Annotated in this window: 19 protein-coding genes and 1 pseudogene; 6 read left to right on the plus strand and 14 right to left on the minus strand. The window is 65.2% G+C overall.

What is annotated here, in order from left to right; translation table 11 throughout:
- Positions 1-51: 51 nt before the first annotated feature.
- The 3 genes from lysA to argH form a co-directional block, all read right to left on the minus strand.
- Positions 52-1,317, minus strand: coding sequence for a diaminopimelate decarboxylase (gene lysA, locus H8B02_RS36240; RefSeq protein ID WP_229170615.1), 1,266 nt, complete (start codon positions 1,315-1,317; stop codon positions 52-54).
- A gap of 16 nt (positions 1,318-1,333) precedes the next feature.
- Positions 1,334-1,603 carry an LPS translocon maturation chaperone LptM gene (gene lptM / locus H8B02_RS36245; protein WP_229170616.1) on the minus strand — a complete coding sequence of 90 codons (270 nt, stop codon included), beginning with the start codon at positions 1,601-1,603 and terminating at the stop codon, positions 1,334-1,336.
- Positions 1,604-1,695: 92 nt separating this feature from the next.
- Entirely contained in the window at positions 1,696-3,093 is a 1,398-nt protein-coding gene (gene argH / locus H8B02_RS36250; protein WP_223974222.1) for an argininosuccinate lyase, read from the minus strand.
- A 128-nt stretch (positions 3,094-3,221) separates the two neighbouring features.
- Between argH and tlpA the strand changes: the two genes are divergently transcribed.
- Positions 3,222-3,902: a thiol:disulfide interchange protein TlpA gene (gene tlpA, locus H8B02_RS36255; protein WP_229170617.1), complete on the plus strand. Its 681-nt coding sequence runs from the start codon at positions 3,222-3,224 to the stop codon at positions 3,900-3,902.
- Here tlpA and H8B02_RS36260 read toward each other — a convergent pair whose 3' ends face one another.
- The 3 genes from H8B02_RS36260 to H8B02_RS36270 all read right to left on the minus strand — a co-directional run bounded on the left by H8B02_RS36260 (position 3,903) and on the right by H8B02_RS36270 (position 4,964).
- Entirely contained in the window at positions 3,903-4,091 is a 189-nt protein-coding gene (locus H8B02_RS36260; RefSeq protein WP_092123268.1) for a putative motility protein, read from the minus strand.
- A 68-nt stretch (positions 4,092-4,159) separates the two neighbouring features.
- A complete protein-coding gene (locus tag H8B02_RS36265) occupies positions 4,160-4,378 on the minus strand; it encodes a helix-turn-helix domain-containing protein (protein WP_229170618.1) in 219 nt (72 codons plus the stop codon).
- Between the two features lie 10 nt (positions 4,379-4,388).
- The gene (locus tag H8B02_RS36270; protein WP_229170619.1) at positions 4,389-4,964 is read right to left on the minus strand and encodes a DUF2975 domain-containing protein; all 576 of its coding nucleotides are present in this window, start codon (positions 4,962-4,964) and stop codon (positions 4,389-4,391) included.
- Between the two features lie 175 nt (positions 4,965-5,139).
- On the opposite strand from H8B02_RS36270, the gene H8B02_RS36275 reads away from it, so the two are divergent.
- Positions 5,140-5,388 (plus strand): hypothetical protein, encoded by a 249-nt coding sequence (locus H8B02_RS36275; RefSeq protein ID WP_229170620.1) that lies wholly within the window; start codon positions 5,140-5,142, stop codon positions 5,386-5,388.
- A 22-nt stretch (positions 5,389-5,410) separates the two neighbouring features.
- On the opposite strand, the gene H8B02_RS36280 is transcribed toward H8B02_RS36275, so the two are convergent.
- Complete coding sequence (locus H8B02_RS36280) at positions 5,411-6,268, minus strand: LysR substrate-binding domain-containing protein (protein WP_376711756.1); 858 nt, start codon at positions 6,266-6,268, stop codon at positions 5,411-5,413.
- Positions 6,269-6,376: 108 nt separating this feature from the next.
- Between H8B02_RS36280 and H8B02_RS36285 the strand changes: the two are divergent.
- The 3 genes and pseudogenes from H8B02_RS36285 (at position 6,377) to H8B02_RS48235 (ending at position 8,085) form a co-directional block, all read left to right on the plus strand.
- Positions 6,377-6,755, plus strand: a pseudogene (locus H8B02_RS36285) (tautomerase family protein).
- Positions 6,752-7,963, plus strand: a complete 1,212-nt coding sequence (locus tag H8B02_RS36290) for a pyridoxal phosphate-dependent aminotransferase (protein WP_229170622.1) — start codon at positions 6,752-6,754, stop codon at positions 7,961-7,963. Before H8B02_RS36285 ends, H8B02_RS36290 begins: the two are co-directional and overlap by 4 nt.
- On the plus strand, positions 7,960-8,085 hold the full coding sequence (locus H8B02_RS48235) for a hypothetical protein (protein ID WP_283842295.1): 126 nt from the start codon (positions 7,960-7,962) through the stop codon (positions 8,083-8,085). The genes H8B02_RS36290 and H8B02_RS48235 overlap by 4 nt, the downstream gene beginning before the upstream one ends.
- Positions 8,086-8,093: 8 nt before the next feature.
- Here H8B02_RS48235 and H8B02_RS36295 read toward each other — a convergent pair whose 3' ends face one another.
- From H8B02_RS36295 to H8B02_RS36315, 5 genes are all read right to left on the minus strand, one after another.
- Complete coding sequence (locus H8B02_RS36295; RefSeq protein WP_229170623.1) at positions 8,094-8,975, minus strand: 3-hydroxybutyryl-CoA dehydrogenase; 882 nt, start codon at positions 8,973-8,975, stop codon at positions 8,094-8,096.
- 248 nt (positions 8,976-9,223) lie between these two features.
- A complete protein-coding gene (locus tag H8B02_RS36300) occupies positions 9,224-10,174 on the minus strand; it encodes an electron transfer flavoprotein subunit alpha/FixB family protein (protein ID WP_229170624.1) in 951 nt (316 codons plus the stop codon).
- Positions 10,174-10,923 (minus strand): electron transfer flavoprotein subunit beta/FixA family protein, encoded by a 750-nt coding sequence (locus H8B02_RS36305; protein WP_229170625.1) that lies wholly within the window; start codon positions 10,921-10,923, stop codon positions 10,174-10,176. The genes H8B02_RS36300 and H8B02_RS36305 overlap by 1 nt, the downstream gene beginning before the upstream one ends.
- Before the next feature lie 117 nt (positions 10,924-11,040).
- The gene (locus H8B02_RS36310; protein WP_229170626.1) at positions 11,041-11,613 is read right to left on the minus strand and encodes a cob(I)yrinic acid a,c-diamide adenosyltransferase; all 573 of its coding nucleotides are present in this window, start codon (positions 11,611-11,613) and stop codon (positions 11,041-11,043) included.
- Between the two features lie 49 nt (positions 11,614-11,662).
- Positions 11,663-11,857: a twin transmembrane helix small protein gene (locus H8B02_RS36315; RefSeq protein ID WP_092123256.1), complete on the minus strand. Its 195-nt coding sequence runs from the start codon at positions 11,855-11,857 to the stop codon at positions 11,663-11,665.
- A gap of 166 nt (positions 11,858-12,023) precedes the next feature.
- On the opposite strand from H8B02_RS36315, the gene H8B02_RS36320 reads away from it, so the two are divergent.
- Positions 12,024-12,884: a YihY/virulence factor BrkB family protein gene (locus tag H8B02_RS36320; RefSeq protein ID WP_376711757.1), complete on the plus strand. Its 861-nt coding sequence runs from the start codon at positions 12,024-12,026 to the stop codon at positions 12,882-12,884.
- Here the strand turns inward: H8B02_RS36320 and H8B02_RS36325 are convergent.
- Positions 12,811-14,124, minus strand: a complete 1,314-nt coding sequence (locus H8B02_RS36325) for an ATP-binding protein (RefSeq protein ID WP_229170627.1) — start codon at positions 14,122-14,124, stop codon at positions 12,811-12,813. The genes H8B02_RS36320 and H8B02_RS36325 overlap by 74 nt on opposite strands.
- A gap of 134 nt (positions 14,125-14,258) precedes the next feature.
- Positions 14,259-14,643, minus strand: a 385-nt coding sequence (locus tag H8B02_RS36330) for a glutamate--tRNA ligase family protein (RefSeq protein WP_229170628.1), incomplete at its 5' end; no start/stop codon positions are given.

Genomic DNA, 14,643 nt, shown 5'->3' on the forward strand with positions numbered 1-14,643 from the left:
TGGGTCCCTGCTTTCGCAGGGACGACACCGAGCATGAGGGCTATCGGTGCCTCACAACCACGGCGCGGGCTTGTCCATCGCGATCAGCGCGTCGACGTCGATGCGCGGGCGGACCACGGCGTACTGGTCGTCCTTGACCAGCACTTCCGGCACCAAGGGCCGCGTGTTGTAGGTGCCGGCCTGCACCGCGCCATAGGCGCCGGCGGTCATGACGGCCAGCAGATCGCCGGCCTTCGGCTGCGGCAGCGAACGGTCGAGCGCGAGATAGTCGCCGGTCTCGCAGACCGGGCCGACCACGTCGGCGACCATGGTCGGCGTGCCCTGCGCAGGCTGGCGCACCGGCAGGATGTCGTGATGCGCCTCATACAGCGTCGGCCGGATCAGATCGTTCATCGCGGCGTCGATGATCACGAAGTTCTTGGCATCGCCCGGCTTCACATGGATCACGCGGGTGACGAGGATGCCGGCATTGCCGACGATCAAGCGGCCCGGCTCGAACATCAGCGTGCAGCCGAGATTATGCGTGACGCGCTTGACCATCGCGGCATAGGCGGCCGGTGCCGGCGGCGCGGCGCGATCCATGTAATAGGGAATGCCGAGGCCGCCGCCGAAATCGATATGCGAGATGTTGTGGCCATCGGCGCGCAGCGTCTGCACGAACTCGGCGAGCAGCCGGAAGGCTGCCTCCAACGGACCGAGATCGGTGATCTGGCTGCCGATATGCACGTCGGTGCCGGTGACCTGGATGCCCGGCAGCTTCGCCGCGCGGGCATAGACCTCGCGGGCGCGCGCGATCGGAATGCCGAACTTGTTCTCCGACTTGCCGGTCGAGATCTTGGCGTGGGTGCCTGCATCGACGTCGGGATTGACCCGCACCGAGATGCGCGCGGTCGTCTTCATCTCGACCGCAAGGCGCGACAGCATCTCGAGCTCCGGCTCGGACTCGATATTGATACAGAGGATGTCGGCGGCGAGCGCGGCGCGCAGTTCGCCCTCGGTCTTGCCGACACCGGAGAACAGGATCTTCGACGGCGGGATGCCGGCTGCAAGCGCCCGCTTCAACTCACCGCCGGACACCACGTCGGCGCCGGCGCCGAGCTTGGCCAGCGTGCGCAGCACCGACTGGTTGGAGTTCGCCTTCATCGCGTAGCAGACGACCGCCTTCTCGCCGGCAAAGGCCTCGGTGAAGACGCGGTAGTGGCGCTCCAGCGTCGCGGTCGAATAGCAATAGAACGGCGTGCCGACGGCCTCCGCCAGCTCAATGAGATTGACCGCCTCGGCATGCAGCACGCCGTTGCGATAGTCGAAATGGTTCATGACATGCTTTTAGATATTAGTTGCCGAGCAAGGGATCGAGCACGAAAGACCGTTTATTGCCTTTCGACGCAGCCGGCGCTGCATCCGAGCCATAGGTCGGATTGAACACGCCGGGCTGTGCCGCGCGCTCGCTCTCGGTGTCGCCCGGTGCTGTGGCCGGCGCGCCGTTCGCGGTCGGCGGCAGGTCGAGCGGTCCCTTGCGGCCGCAGCCGCCGAGCGCAAGCGTTGCAGCGCTCAGCACAATGATGGCCCATCCCGAGGGGGTCAGGCGGTTCTTGCTAATCACGACGAATTCCCCAATTCGGGCGGCACCATACAAACATTGACGTGCTCTGGCGAGAGGCGGAGCGCCATGAAATCACGACCAAATTTTCCGGATCAGCCCAATTTTCGCTCTTTTTCCAGCCGCTTGGCCCAGGCTTTGGCCTGCGCCATCACATTCTTCGGCGCCGTGCCGCCGAACGAGGTCCGGCTCTTGACCGAGGATTCGACGCTGAGCACCTTCAGCGCCTCTGCCGTAATCTTCGGCTCGACCTCCTGCATGGCCTTGAGCGGCAGCTCGTGCAGCGCCACGCCCTGTGCCGAGGCCAGGCCGACGATGCGCCCGGTCACGTGGTGGGCGTCGCGGAACGGCATTTTCAGGGTGCGCACCAGCCAATCGGCAAGGTCGGTCGCGGTCGCATAGCCCTCGCCGGCGGCGGCCTTCATCTTGGCCTCGTCCGGCACCAGGTCCTCGACCATGCCGGTCATGGCGCGGATCGCGAGCGACAGCGCCTCGAACGCCTCCATCGCGCCCTGCTTGTCCTCCTGCATGTCCTTTTGATAGGCGAGCGGCAGGCCCTTCATCACAATCAGGAGCGCGGTGAGTGCACCGATCACGCGGCCGGTCTTGGCGCGCACCAGCTCGGCGGCGTCCGGGTTGCGCTTCTGCGGCATGATCGACGAGCCGGTGGTGAACTTGTCGCTGAGCTTGACGAGACCGACCAGCGGCGAAGTCCAGATCACGATCTCCTCGGCGAAGCGCGACATGTGCACCGCGCAGATCGCGGCTGCCGACAGCGTCTCCAGCACGAAATCGCGGTCGGACACCGCATCGAGCGAATTGGCCATCGGCCGGTCGAAGCCGAGCGCTCTGGCGGTAGCAGTGCGGTCGATCGGAAACGAGGTGCCGGCGAGCGCGGCGGCGCCGAGCGGCGATTCGTTCAGCCGCTTGCGCGCGTCGGCAAAGCGGCCGCGGTCGCGGCCGGCCATCTCGACATAGGCCAAGAGATGATGACCGAAGGTCACGGGCTGCGCGGTCTGCAGATGGGTGAAGCCCGGCATCACGGTTCCGGCATGCTCCAGCGCGCGGGCGACCAGCGCCTGCTGGAACGCGGCCAGCGCCGCATTTGTCTCGTCGATGGTGTCGCGGACATAGAGCCGGAAATCGGTCGCGACCTGGTCGTTGCGCGAGCGCGCGGTGTGCAGCCGGCCCGCCGCGGGCCCGATCAATTCGGACAGCCGCGACTCGACATTCATATGGATGTCCTCGAGCGCGCGCTTGAAGTCGAAATCGCCCTTGCCGATTTCTGACAAAATCGTGTCTAGACCTTTGCCGATATTTTTCGCATCAGCTGATGTGATGATGCCCTGCGCAGCGAGCATCGCGGCGTGGGCCTTGGACGCGGCAATGTCCTGGGCATAAAGGTGACGGTCGACGTCGATGGAGACGTTGATTTCCTCCATGATGGCGTCGGGACGTTCCGAAAACCGGCCGCCCCACATCTTGTTGCTCATGACATCTCGCTCACGAATTTGTATTTCAGGCGGTGCTGTTTCCGTACCGGAGCGGCGAAACAGCGTGGCGGTTCCGGTCGTAATTCCCGGCACTGCTTAGCCACATCTGACCCAGGATGACAAACGATATGCCCGAGACGACCCCATCCGAACCGACCGCCAAGCCGACTGCCAGATGGCGCATCCCGCTGGTGATCGGCGCCGTGCTGGCCGGGGCCGTGATCGGCTATGTCGGGGTCTCCGGCCTCAGGCATCCCGCCGGCGGCGACGTCGCCTGCGACAGCGCGGTGGATCTGGCGAAGAAGATCGCCCCGCTCGCCCATGGCGAGGTCGCGGCGCTGACCATGGCGACCACTCCGCTGACGCTTCCCGACCTGACCTTCGAGGACGCCAACGGCCAGCCGAAGAAACTCTCGGATTGGCGCGGCAAGACGGTGCTGGTCAATTTGTGGGCGACCTGGTGCGTCCCCTGCCGCAAGGAAATGCCGGCGCTCGACAGCCTGCAGACCAAGCTCGGCGGCAAGGATTTCGAGGTGGTCGCGATCAACATCGACACCCGCGATCCGGACAAGCCGAAGAACTTCCTGAAGGAAGCCAATCTGACCAATCTCGGCTATTTCAGCGACCAGAAAGCCAAGGTCTTTCAAGACCTTAAGAACGTAGGCAAGGCGCTGGGCATGCCGACGTCGGTGCTGATCGACGGCAAGGGCTGCGAAATCGCCAATATCGCCGGTCCCGCCGAATGGGCGAGCGACGATGCGATCAAGCTGGTGAAGGCGGCACTGGCCCCGGCCGCGGCCGCGTTCTGATCAGGCGACGGCGTTGAGGTTGCCACCGACGCCGGGACCGAGATTGGCGGTCGACGGCGTACCGAGCAGGGTCTGAACCGCGAACTTTTCCGCATCGAGGTTCTGCTTGGTCACACGGGTCGCGATCTGACCCTGCAAATTGCCCTGCTGCATCGACAGGATGCTCGACACCATGCTCATCATGTCCATACGCGGCACTCCAAAGCTTGCTCTTACGTAGCGCGCGAAAGTTAATGCTTGGGTAACGGATGGCCGCGTCAGGCTGACGCATCGTCGTCTTCATGGCGCAGCAAGTCGCCTGGCTGGCACTTCAGATAGGTGCAGATCCGCTCCAGCGTATCGAACCTGACGCCCTTCACCTTGCCCTGCTTGAGCAGGGACAGATTGGCCTCGGTGATCCCGACAAATTCGGCAAGCTCCTTCGATTTCACGTTGCGCTCGGCGAGCATCACGTTGAGCCGGACCCGGATCGGCATCGCAACGGCCTCAGACGAATTGCGCGTGTTCGTCGGCGATCGCATTGGCCTCGGCCATCACCCAGGCCGTCACCGCAACCAGACCCGCGAACAGCAGCGCCAGCAGCGTGTCGGAGCTGAGTGCGATGACGACGGACTTGCCCTGCGCGTAGGTTTGCCAGCTCAGCAGGATCGAGAGCAGCGCGCCGATCACCGGCTTCAGCAGGGTCGAGAGCAGCATCGCAATCGCGAGGTCACGCAACCTCGCGATGTTTGCCGCCGTGAAGAAGCGGCCTGCCGCGAACGACGTGAAAGCGCGGCGCACGCGCGACAAGCCCCAGATCAGACAGCCGAGCGGCAACGCCGAGACCACGAGACCCGTCAGGCGGACCAGCCAGCCGATCGGATGGAACGCAATGCCGGTCAGCCCTGCATCGCGCAGGATCGCCTCATCCGGGCTCGCCAGCCAATAGGCCAGCAATCCGACCGCGAGCACGAACGAGATGCCGGTGCAGGCATAGGCGAGCACGCGGCTGACCGCGCGGATGCGTTCGAGGCGGGCCGGCCGCGCGGATGGGGAAAGCTCTGACCAGAGGGACGCGGGCATGGCTCAACCTCGGGATTGCTAATCTGATATTATTGTTTTACGATAATTAATATCTGCAAGTCAACCTGCAGTTCGTGCGGCTCACGCCATCTGCGCCGTCCTTCTATTGACAACAGCGGCTCACGCGCAGCCCTCGACATCGAGCGGACAGATCTCGGTCGCGCAAGTCAGGGCCATGCTGGACCAGGCCGCGACCAATCCGACTGCGCGCCAGACGCTGACGGCCTGTCTGGCCGGTACCGGCGAAACTGCCGGCTGGCTGCTCGATGCGGCACGCGGCCTGCCGCCCTGCGCGCGGCGGCTGACACTCGACGCGCAGCAGGCGCGTGACGCGATCGCAAGCGCGGCGGCCACGGCTGCGACCGAAACGCCGCTGATCATCCGCGACATGCTCAAGCGCGCGGGATGCCGCCTGACAGAATGAGCAGCGGCCAATGCTTGCGCGCTCAGGCCGCGTTCGCCGCGAAGGCCGCGCCGAGGGTGCGCAGCGCCTGCCGCGTCCGCGCGTCCGACAGCTTTGAGTGAAGCATGACGTCGCGCGAGGGCAATGGCGGCAGGCCAAGCCGCGGCCCGAGATCGACGGTATCAGCAGGCGCCACCCGGCGCGCCAGCGCGGCGACGGCGAGCCCTGCGGAGATCGCGGCGCCGATGGTCGAAAGCCCGCCACCGACGAACGCTTCGGTCCAGGCGATGCCGGCGGCGTCGAGAGTTTCAACAGCCATGGCGCGCACGCTGCAAGGCTCGGCTTGCGTCGCCAGGCGCAGCGGCTCGCCCGGCCGATGGTGAAAATCGGGCGCAGCCATCCAGCCGAAGGGTTCTTCGAACAGCACATCGCCATCGCGGCGTTTGGCGTCGTGGCGCAGCACGATCGCAGCATCGAGCCTGCCATCGTCGAATGCGCTGAGCACCGAACGCGACGTATCGACATGCAACTGGATCACCAATCCGGGATCGGTGGCATTCATCCGCTTCAACAGCGAAGCCAGTTCCGATCCGACGATGTGGTGGCTGATGCCGACGACAAGCCGACGGTGCTCGACCGCAAACGCCCCGATCGCCGATTGATGCGCGGCCACCAGGTTGCGCGCCGCGCCGAGGAAGGCAGTACCTTCCGCGGACAGTCGAACCAGCCGCGGCGTTCGCTCCAGCAGCCGGCGGCCGAGCCCATCTTCCAGCCGCCTGATCTTCAGGCTGACCGCCGACTGCGTGGTCTCCATGGCCTGCGCCGCGCGCGTGAAGCTGCTGAGGTCAGCGACCAGGACGAAGGCCTGCACCGCCTCGACATCGAGTGCCTTCATGGCCATTCATTTAAATTGGCAATCATTGAAATGCGTTATCATACCGTTTTTCAATGTTCAAGAAGCCCCTAGGATTGGCCGAACGCAACGATCGCCTCCAGGAGAGCCATCATCATGCCGCTGACCCACGTCTCCCTGCGGCGGGGCAAGCCCGCCGCCTACCGCAAGGCCATTCTCGAGAGCCTCTATCGCGCCATGCGCGAGACCTTCGATGTGCCGGACGGCGATCGCTTCATGACAATCTCCGAGCACGACGACGACGATTTCGCATATGGCGCGGACTATCTCGGCATCAGGCGCAGCGATGATCTGGTCATCATTCAGATCACAGTCAGCAACACCCGCCCGGTGGCGCAGAAGCAGAGGCTCTACCGACGCATCGCCGAACTGCTGACGGAGAGTCCTGCGCGCCGAGGACATCTTCATCAACCTGGTCGAGGTGCTTCCGCAGAACTGGTCGTTCGGCAACGGTGAGGCGCAGTACGTCCGATGACCGCGACACCGATCCTCTCGCCGCGCATGAGCGGCATCAAGGCATCGCCGGCGTCCGTGCTGCGCCGCCGCGCCCGCGAACTGCGCGCCGCCGGACGCGACATCATCGAGCTGTCGTCAGGCAATCTCGACTTCCCGACACCGGACCATGCGATCGCGGCGGCGCATGAGGCGGCCTTGCGCGGCGAAACCCGTTACACCGATGTCGATGGCACGCCGGAGCTGAAGCGGGCGGTGCAGGCCGCGCTGCTGCGCGACCATCGCCTCGACTATCGGCTGGATGAGATCGTCATCACCAACGGCTCGACCCAGGCGCTGTTCAACGCGCTACTCGCGACGCTGGCGCCTGAAGACGAGGTGATCGTCCCCGCGCCGTATTGGACGCCCTATCTCGACCAGGTACGACTGGCGGGCGCGACGCCGGTGATCGTGCCGTGCGCGCAGAACAACGGCTTCAAGCTGCGCGCGGAGGATTTGCAGGCGGCGATATCGGCGCGAACACGCTGGATCGTGATCAACAATCCGGTCAATCCGTCCGGTGCGGTCTATTCCGCTGAGGATTTGGCTGACCTCGCCGCGATCCTCTTGCAGCACCCCGACATTTGGATGCTTGCCGACGGGCTCTACGAGCACATCGTGTTCGATGGCCGAGCTGCGCCGACGCTTGCGCAGATCGAACCGCGCGTGAGGCCGCGGACGCTGACCGTCAGCGGCCTCGCCAAGAGCTACGCCATGATGGGATGGCGCATCGGCTATGCCGCGGGACCATCGGCGCTGATCCGCGAGATGATCACGATCCAGTCGCAGACCACGTCCGGCGCCTCGTCGATCAGCCAGGCCGCCGCGGTCGCCGCGCTCGAAGGCACGCAGGATGTGTTGGCCGAGCGCGCCGCCATCCTTCGCGCGAGGCGTGACCGCTTTGCCGAGCTCGTGAACGGATGCAGCGGGCTCTCCTGCACGCCGCCCGAAGGCACGTTCTATCTGCTGGTCAGTTGCGCCGGCGTGATCGGCAAGCACGCTGCCGACGGCAAGGTGATTGCGACCGACCGCGATTTTGCGAGCTACCTGCTTGAGCACGCCGATCTGGTGGTATTTCCCGGCGAGGATCTCGGGCTGTCACCTTATATTCGGGTCAGCTTCGCCAACCCGTCATCGATCAGCGAGGAGGCCGGAAGGCGTCTGAAACGCGCTTGCGAGGCGCTACAATGACAGCGCACGGGCAGAGCCAACGCCTCGCGCTGACGGCGCATCTGCTCGGGCTTGGAACGGGTGTGGCGATGATTGCAGGTCTCGTGCCCGCGACGCTTGCGCTGCTGCGGACACTGATCTGAGCGGGTAGTTACCGCGTCGGGACCGGCTTGTCGCCGCGGTAGTCGTAGAAGCCGCGCTGGCTCTTGCGTCCGAGCCAGCCGGCCTCGACGTATTTCACCAGCAGCGGGCACGGCCGGTACTTGGAGTCGGCGAGCCCCTCGTGCAGCACCTGCATGATCGACAGGCAGGTGTCGAGGCCGATGAAATCGGCGAGCTCGAGCGGGCCCATCGGGTGGTGCGCACCGAGCTTCATCGCGGCATCGATCGCCTCGACGTTACCGACGCCCTCATACAGCGTGTAGATCGCCTCGTTGATCATCGGCAGCAGAATGCGGTTGACGATGAAGGCGGGGAAATCTTCCGACACCGCGACCTGCTTGCCGAGCTTGGCGACGAACGCCTTGGCGGTGTCGAAGGTCGTGTCGTCGGTGGCGATGCCGCGGATCAGCTCGACCAGCTCCATCGCCGGCACCGGATTCATGAAATGAATGCCGATGAACTTCTCGGGACGATCGGTCGAGGCGGCGAGCCTCGTGATCGAGATCGACGACGAGTTGGTCGCGACGATCGCTTCCGGCTTCAGCACCGCACAGACGTCGTGGAAGATCTTGCGCTTGGTCTCTTCCTTCTCGACCGCGGTCTCGATCACGAGATCGCAATCGGCCAGCGCATCGATCGCCTCGGCGGAGGTGATGCGGTCGAGCGCCTGCTTGCGCTCGCCCTCGCTGATCGCCTTCTTGGCGACCTGGCGGGTCAGATTGCCGTTGATGGTCGCCAGCGCCGACTTCAGCCGGTCCGCGGAGACGTCATTGAGCACCACGTCGAAACCGGCCAGCGCCGCCACATGGGCAATACCATTGCCCATCTGGCCCGAACCGATCACGCCGACCTTTTTGATTGCCACCGTCATCTTGTCATCCACCGGAACGGCGCGCATGTCGCGCCTGCCCAATTCCAACGATACCCGAAGTGAAGCCTTCCGGGTTGCCCAATCCGCCGGAAAACGTTTCCCGGGACCATGATGTGATTACGACGTAATCGCACCCGATCCATCTTCCCTGCCGGAAACGATCCTTTCGGAAAACCGTTTCCGGATCGTTGCGCCCCAAGAATAGTAACACCGGCCGGAGCTTAGCCACCCGGCCGGTGTCTTGTCGCTTACTTTCCGAGCTTGCCGAGTGCTTCGGTAAGCTCCGGAACCGCCTGGTAGAGGTCGGCGACCAGGCCGTAATCGGCGACCTGGAAGATCGGTGCGTCCTCATCCTTGTTGATGGCGACGATCACCTTGGAGTCCTTCATGCCGGCCAGATGCTGGATGGCGCCGGAGATGCCGATCGCGACATAGAGTTCCGGGGCTACCACCTTGCCGGTCTGGCCGACCTGCCAGTCGTTCGGCGCATAGCCGGCATCGACCGCGGCACGCGAGGCGCCGACGCCGGCACCGAGCTTGTCGGCGAGCGGCTCGATGTATTTCGCGAAGTTCTCGCGGCTCTGCATGGCACGGCCGCCCGAGACGATGATCTTGGCCGAGGTCAGTTCCGGACGATCGCTCTTGGCGACTTCCTCGCCGACGAACGTGGACAGGCCCGGATCGGCGGCGGAGGCGGCGTTCTCGATCGCGGCGCTGCCGCCTTCACCGGCCGCGGCGAAGGTCGAGGTGCGGACCGTGATCACCTTCTTGGCGTCCTTCGACTTCACGGTCTGGATCGCGTTGCCGGCATAGATCGGCCGCTCATAGGTGTCGGGCGCGACGACTTTGATGATCTCCGAGACCTGCATGACGTCGAGCAGCGCTGCAACGCGCGGCATCACGTTCTTGAAGCGCGAGGTCGCGGGCGCGACGAAGGCGTCATAGTTCGGCGCCAGCGCGACGATCAGCGCAGCCAGCGGCTCGGCAAGGTCATGCTCATAGGCGGGACCTTCGGCCACCAGCACCTTGGCGACGCCGGCAAGCTTGGCGGCGGCTTCCGCTGCCGCCTTGGTGCCCTGGCCGCCACCGGCAACCAGCACATGGACGTCGCCACCGAGCTGGCTCGCCGCGGTCAGCGCCTTGTTGGTCGAGTCCTTCAGGGTCTCGTGGTCGTGTTCGGCAATCAACAGCGTCGTCATCAGAGAACCCCGGCTTCGGTCTTGAGCTTGTTCACAAGTTCGGCGACGTCCTTGACCTTGACGCCCGCCTTGCGGCCTGCCGGTTCCGCGGTCTTCAGCACTTCCAGACGCGGCGTGAGATCGACGCCGTAATCCGACGCGCTCTTGTCGTCGATCGGCTTCTTCTTCGCCTTCATGATGTTGGGCAGCGACGCATAGCGCGGCTCGTTGAGGCGGAGGTCAGTGGTGACGATCGCCGGGCCCTTGAGCTTGATGGTCTGCAGGCCGCCGTCGACTTCGCGCGTGACCTTGAAGTCGGAGCCTTCGACTTCGAGCTTGGAGGCGAAGGTCGCCTGCGACCAACCGAGCAGCGCGGCCAACATCTGGCCGGTCTGATTGCTATCGTCGTCAATCGCCTGCTTGCCGAGGATGACGAGGCCGGGCTGCTCCGCCTCGACCACCGCCTTGAGAATCTTGGCAACCGCGAGCGGTTCGACATTGCCTTCGGCCTTGACCAGGATGCCGCGGTCGGCGCCCATAGCAAGCCCGGTGCGAATGGTCTCGGAAGCCTGCGCCGGTCCGATCGACACCACCACCACTTCGGTCGCCTTGCCGGCTTCCTTCAGCCGCAGCGCTTCCTCGACGGCGATTTCGTCGAACGGGTTCATCGACATCTTGACGTTGGCGAGCTCTACGCCCGTCCCGTCACTCTTGACGCGGACCTTGACGTTGTAGTCGACGACCCGCTTTACCGGCACAAGAACCTTCATCGATCCTCTTTCGCTTTGATTTTATGGGTTTCGGTTGGCTGGCGCGGAACCTAAAGGTCCCGTACCCCCCGGTCAACGCGGCAAAGCCAAAAAACCGTCCCCCGGTTTTGAACCAGTTTAGCGGTTCTGGCCCGGCACCCACAACACGTCCCCCGCCCCTTTATTGTTCAGGAAGCGGCTGGCAACGAACAGGAAATCCGACAGTCGGTTCATATACTGGATGCCAGCGGCATTGACCGTCTCGTCCGGCCGGGCTGCGAGTTCCACCATGATCCGTTCCGCACGGCGACATATCGTCCGGGCGAGATGCAGATATGCAGAAGCCGGCGTCCCGCCGGGCAGCACGAACGAGGTCAGCGGCGCAAGCTGGTCGTTGAGGCTGTCGATGTCATGCTCGAGCCGCTCGACCTGTCTCGCCAGCATCCGCAGACGCTCAGTCTTGCCCTCGCGCTCGGGCACCGCAAGGTCGGCGCCGAGATCGAACAGATCGTTCTGGATCCGGCCGAACATCGCATCGACCTCGGGACTGTCGGCCAGATGCAGCCGTACCACGCCGATCGCGGCATTGGTCTCGTCGACGGTGCCATAGGCGGCAACCCGCAGATCGTATTTCGGCCGCCGTTCGCCGGAGCCGAGCGCGGTGGTGCCGTCATCGCCGGTCCGCGTGTAGATCTGATTGAGTACGACCATGGCCGTGATCCTCTAAGGTTTGCGCCTCGCGCGCGTCGCTCGAAACGCCCTACCGCCCCATCGCCCAGACCGCGAGCATCGCGATGACGATGGCGACGAACTGCAACAGCACGCGCAGCCGCATCAGCTTCTGCGATGTGTTCGGCGAGCCGCCCTTCATCATGTTGACGAGGCCGAGCAGGAGCACCAGCGCGACGGCGCCGACGGCAACGGGAAGAATGATCGTGCTGAGGACAGATGTCATCTGCGGTACATAACACCGCAGGACGCGGACTTCCACACAGGCGGCGCATGCAACCAACTGGCTTTTCACCGCGTAATATCAGATGCTGGGTCCGTCCTCGGACCGAGCGGTTTTCGACAATGCCGGGTGGAATGTGAAGCAGCTTCGTTACGTCTACCACGTCGTGATGGATGCCTTTTACACGTTCCTCGCCGACGACGGCTGGGCGATCGCGAGCCACATCGCGCTGTCGACCCTGATGGCGCTGTTTCCGTTCCTGATCGTGCTGACGTCGGTGGCCGGCTTCTTCGGCTCCAAGGAGCTCGCCGACCAGGCCGTCGGACTGTTGCTGCAGGTCTGGCCGCAGCAGGTCGCCGAGGCGCTGTCCGGCCAGATCCACGACGTGCTGACCAACACCCGCGGCGGCATCCTGACCATCGGCGCGGTGCTCGCGGTATACTTCGCCTCCAACGGCGTCGAGGCGCTGCGGGTGGCGCTGAACCGCGCCTATGCCGTGATCGAGCCGCGGCGCTGGTACTGGCTGCGGCTGGAATCGATCGGCTACACGCTGGTCGCGGCGTTCACCTCGCTCGCGATGGCGTTCCTGATCGTGCTCGGGCCGCTGATCATCGAGGCGGCGCGGCGCTATATTCCGTTCTTCGTCGAATCGAACGAGAGCCTGCTCAACACCGCCCGTTACGGCATCACCGTGCTGGCGCTGGTCGTCGCGCTCTTCATCCTGCACGCCTGGCTGCCGGCGGGCCGCCGCGGCTTCACGCAGATCCTGCCCGGCATCATCTTCACCATAGTGGCGTCGCTGATCTCGGGCATCGGCTTCGGCATGTATCTGGCGCGCTTCGCCAACAACTACGTCACGATGTATGCGGGGCTCGCCTCGGTGGTGATCGCGCTGGTGTTCCTGTATTTCATCGCCGCGATCTTCGTGTTTGGCGGCGAGCTGAACGCGGCGATCATCAAGTCGCGGCTGCCGCGCGGCGTGCCGCTTCAAGCAGAGCAGTCGCCAGTGCCCGCGGAGAAACAGGTTTGACGAGGAAGGCGTCGGCGCCGGCGGCGCGCGCCGCGGCTTCGTCCTCGGCACGCCCGGAAATTCCGACGATCACGATGCGGCCGTGCGGCGGCGGCAGCGCGCGGATGCGCTTGATGGCTTCGACACCGCCGATGCCGGGCAGCACCATATCCATCAGCACGGCATCGAAGGTCCCCTGTCCGAGCCGGTCGGGCGCGCCCTCGCCCTGACCGATGAATTCGGCGTGGTGGCCGAGCTCGGTCAGGATCGTGTTGAGCACGACGCGGCCGAACGGATTGTCCTCGACGCTGAGCAGCCGCAGTCCCTGCGATAGCGGCACCGCCGCGCCTTCGCTCGAGGATGCGCCGGCCGGTCCTGCGGCTAAAGCCAGCACCACGTTGAGCGTGAAGACGGTGCCGCCGCCCTTGCGCTGGGCCACGACGATGTCGCCGCCCATGGCGCGCGCGAGCTGCTTCACCGAGGACAGGCCGAGCCCGGCGCCGCCGAACCGCGCGGCGATCGAGACATTGGCCTGCGAGAACGGCCGGAACAGGCGCTTGACCTCCGATAGCGTCAAGCCGATGCCGCTGTCGGAGATCGCAAAGGCAATCCCGATCCTGCCGTTCGCCTTTCCCTTGGCCGCCCCGTTGGCCGCGCGCACCGGCGCGACATGCAGCTCGATGCTGCCCTGTTCGGTGAACTTGACGGCGTTGTCGATCAGGTTTTCCAGCGCCGCGCGCAGCCGGACGGGATCGCCGACCGCAAACGCCGGCAGCTTCGCGGAGATATCGACCGAGGCCCGCAATCCCTTGGCTGCGGCGCGGCCGGCCAGCGAATCCCCGGCATGGCGGGCCAGCGTGCGCAAGTCGAAGAAGTCTTTCCGGATCTCGAGCCCCGGCCCCTCGCTCCGGGCAGCATCGACGAACAGGGTCGCAAGGCTTGCCAGATGCTCGGCGCCGGCCTTGATGGTATCGACCCAGCGCCGCTCGCGCTCGTCGAGATCCGATGTCGCGAGCAGGTTGCTGATCGCGAGGATTCCGGTCAACGGGGTCCGGACCTCGTGAGCAAAGGCGGCAAGCGCGGTCTCGATCAGGCCGGGACCGGCCTTCGGGGAGGCCTTCGGCGCAGCCCGCTTGCGGCCCGGCTTGGCCGCCGCCTTAACGGTGCGCGTTTTGGTAGCGCGCGTCTTGGCAGCGCGCGGCTTCGGCGGCATCGGTTTGGATTGCCGCTTGCTGCGCCGTACGCGCGATTTTGACGCCATGGTCTCCGTGATCCCCACCCCTGATAACAACATGGCATGCCAGGTGTGCCGGAGTCACGGCGCCGTTTGCGGCGCGCCGCAGCGGTGCCCCGTGATGGTAACCAGCCTACTTCGCGATCAAATGCGGCCGGGATCTATGGCAAGCCGACCAGGCGGCGGATATCGGCCGGGCTGGCGCCCGCTGCCCGCAGCTCGCGCAGTCCAGTCGCCTGGGTCGATTTCGACAGCTTTTGGCCGGCGGCGTCCCGGATCAGCGCATGGTGCCGGTAGGCCGGCACGGGCAGGCCAAGCAACTCCTGCAGCAGCCGATGCACGCTGGTCGACCAGAACAGGTCAAAGCCCCTGACCACATCGGTGACGCCTTGCAGGGCGTCGTCGATCACGACCGAGAGATGGTAACTGGTCGGGGTTTCCTTGCGTGCCAGGATCACGTCGCCCCAGGTCTCCAGCCGGGCCGCCACGTCCCCGGTCTCGCCGGCCGGACCCTCACCCGCTTCCCGCCAGCGCAGGCCGCCGGTG

Source organism: Bradyrhizobium altum (genome assembly GCF_020889705.1).
Classification (GTDB): domain Bacteria; phylum Pseudomonadota; class Alphaproteobacteria; order Rhizobiales; family Xanthobacteraceae; genus Bradyrhizobium; species Bradyrhizobium altum.

Excerpts from the sequence above, each read along its gene's own strand:
- H8B02_RS36300 (WP_229170624.1), bottom strand. The coding sequence starts at position 10,174 with ATGACGACGCTGTTGATTGCCGAACACGACCACGAGACCCTGAAGGAC.
- H8B02_RS36295 (WP_229170623.1), bottom strand. The coding sequence starts at position 8,975 with ATGACGGTGGCAATCAAAAAGGTCGGCGTGATCGGTTCGGGCCAGATG.
- H8B02_RS36275 (WP_229170620.1), top strand. The coding sequence starts at position 5,140 with ATGCTGGACCAGGCCGCGACCAATCCGACTGCGCGCCAGACGCTGACG.
- H8B02_RS36290 (WP_229170622.1), top strand. The coding sequence starts at position 6,752 with ATGACCGCGACACCGATCCTCTCGCCGCGCATGAGCGGCATCAAGGCA.
- H8B02_RS36280 (WP_376711756.1), bottom strand. The coding sequence starts at position 6,268 with ATGGCCATGAAGGCACTCGATGTCGAGGCGGTGCAGGCCTTCGTCCTG.
- H8B02_RS36305 (WP_229170625.1), bottom strand. The coding sequence starts at position 10,923 with ATGAAGGTTCTTGTGCCGGTAAAGCGGGTCGTCGACTACAACGTCAAG.
- H8B02_RS36270 (WP_229170619.1), bottom strand. The coding sequence starts at position 4,964 with ATGCCCGCGTCCCTCTGGTCAGAGCTTTCCCCATCCGCGCGGCCGGCC.
- H8B02_RS36265 (WP_229170618.1), bottom strand. The coding sequence starts at position 4,378 with ATGCCGATCCGGGTCCGGCTCAACGTGATGCTCGCCGAGCGCAACGTG.
- H8B02_RS36325 (WP_229170627.1), bottom strand. The coding sequence starts at position 14,124 with ATGGCGTCAAAATCGCGCGTACGGCGCAGCAAGCGGCAATCCAAACCG.
- H8B02_RS48235 (WP_283842295.1), top strand. The coding sequence starts at position 7,960 with ATGACAGCGCACGGGCAGAGCCAACGCCTCGCGCTGACGGCGCATCTG.
- lysA (WP_229170615.1), bottom strand. The coding sequence starts at position 1,317 with ATGAACCATTTCGACTATCGCAACGGCGTGCTGCATGCCGAGGCGGTC.
- H8B02_RS36310 (WP_229170626.1), bottom strand. The coding sequence starts at position 11,613 with ATGGTCGTACTCAATCAGATCTACACGCGGACCGGCGATGACGGCACC.
- H8B02_RS36320 (WP_376711757.1), top strand. The coding sequence starts at position 12,024 with ATGGATGCCTTTTACACGTTCCTCGCCGACGACGGCTGGGCGATCGCG.
- H8B02_RS36260 (WP_092123268.1), bottom strand. The coding sequence starts at position 4,091 with ATGGACATGATGAGCATGGTGTCGAGCATCCTGTCGATGCAGCAGGGC.
- H8B02_RS36315 (WP_092123256.1), bottom strand. The coding sequence starts at position 11,857 with ATGACATCTGTCCTCAGCACGATCATTCTTCCCGTTGCCGTCGGCGCC.
- argH (WP_223974222.1), bottom strand. The coding sequence starts at position 3,093 with ATGAGCAACAAGATGTGGGGCGGCCGGTTTTCGGAACGTCCCGACGCC.
- tlpA (WP_229170617.1), top strand. The coding sequence starts at position 3,222 with ATGCCCGAGACGACCCCATCCGAACCGACCGCCAAGCCGACTGCCAGA.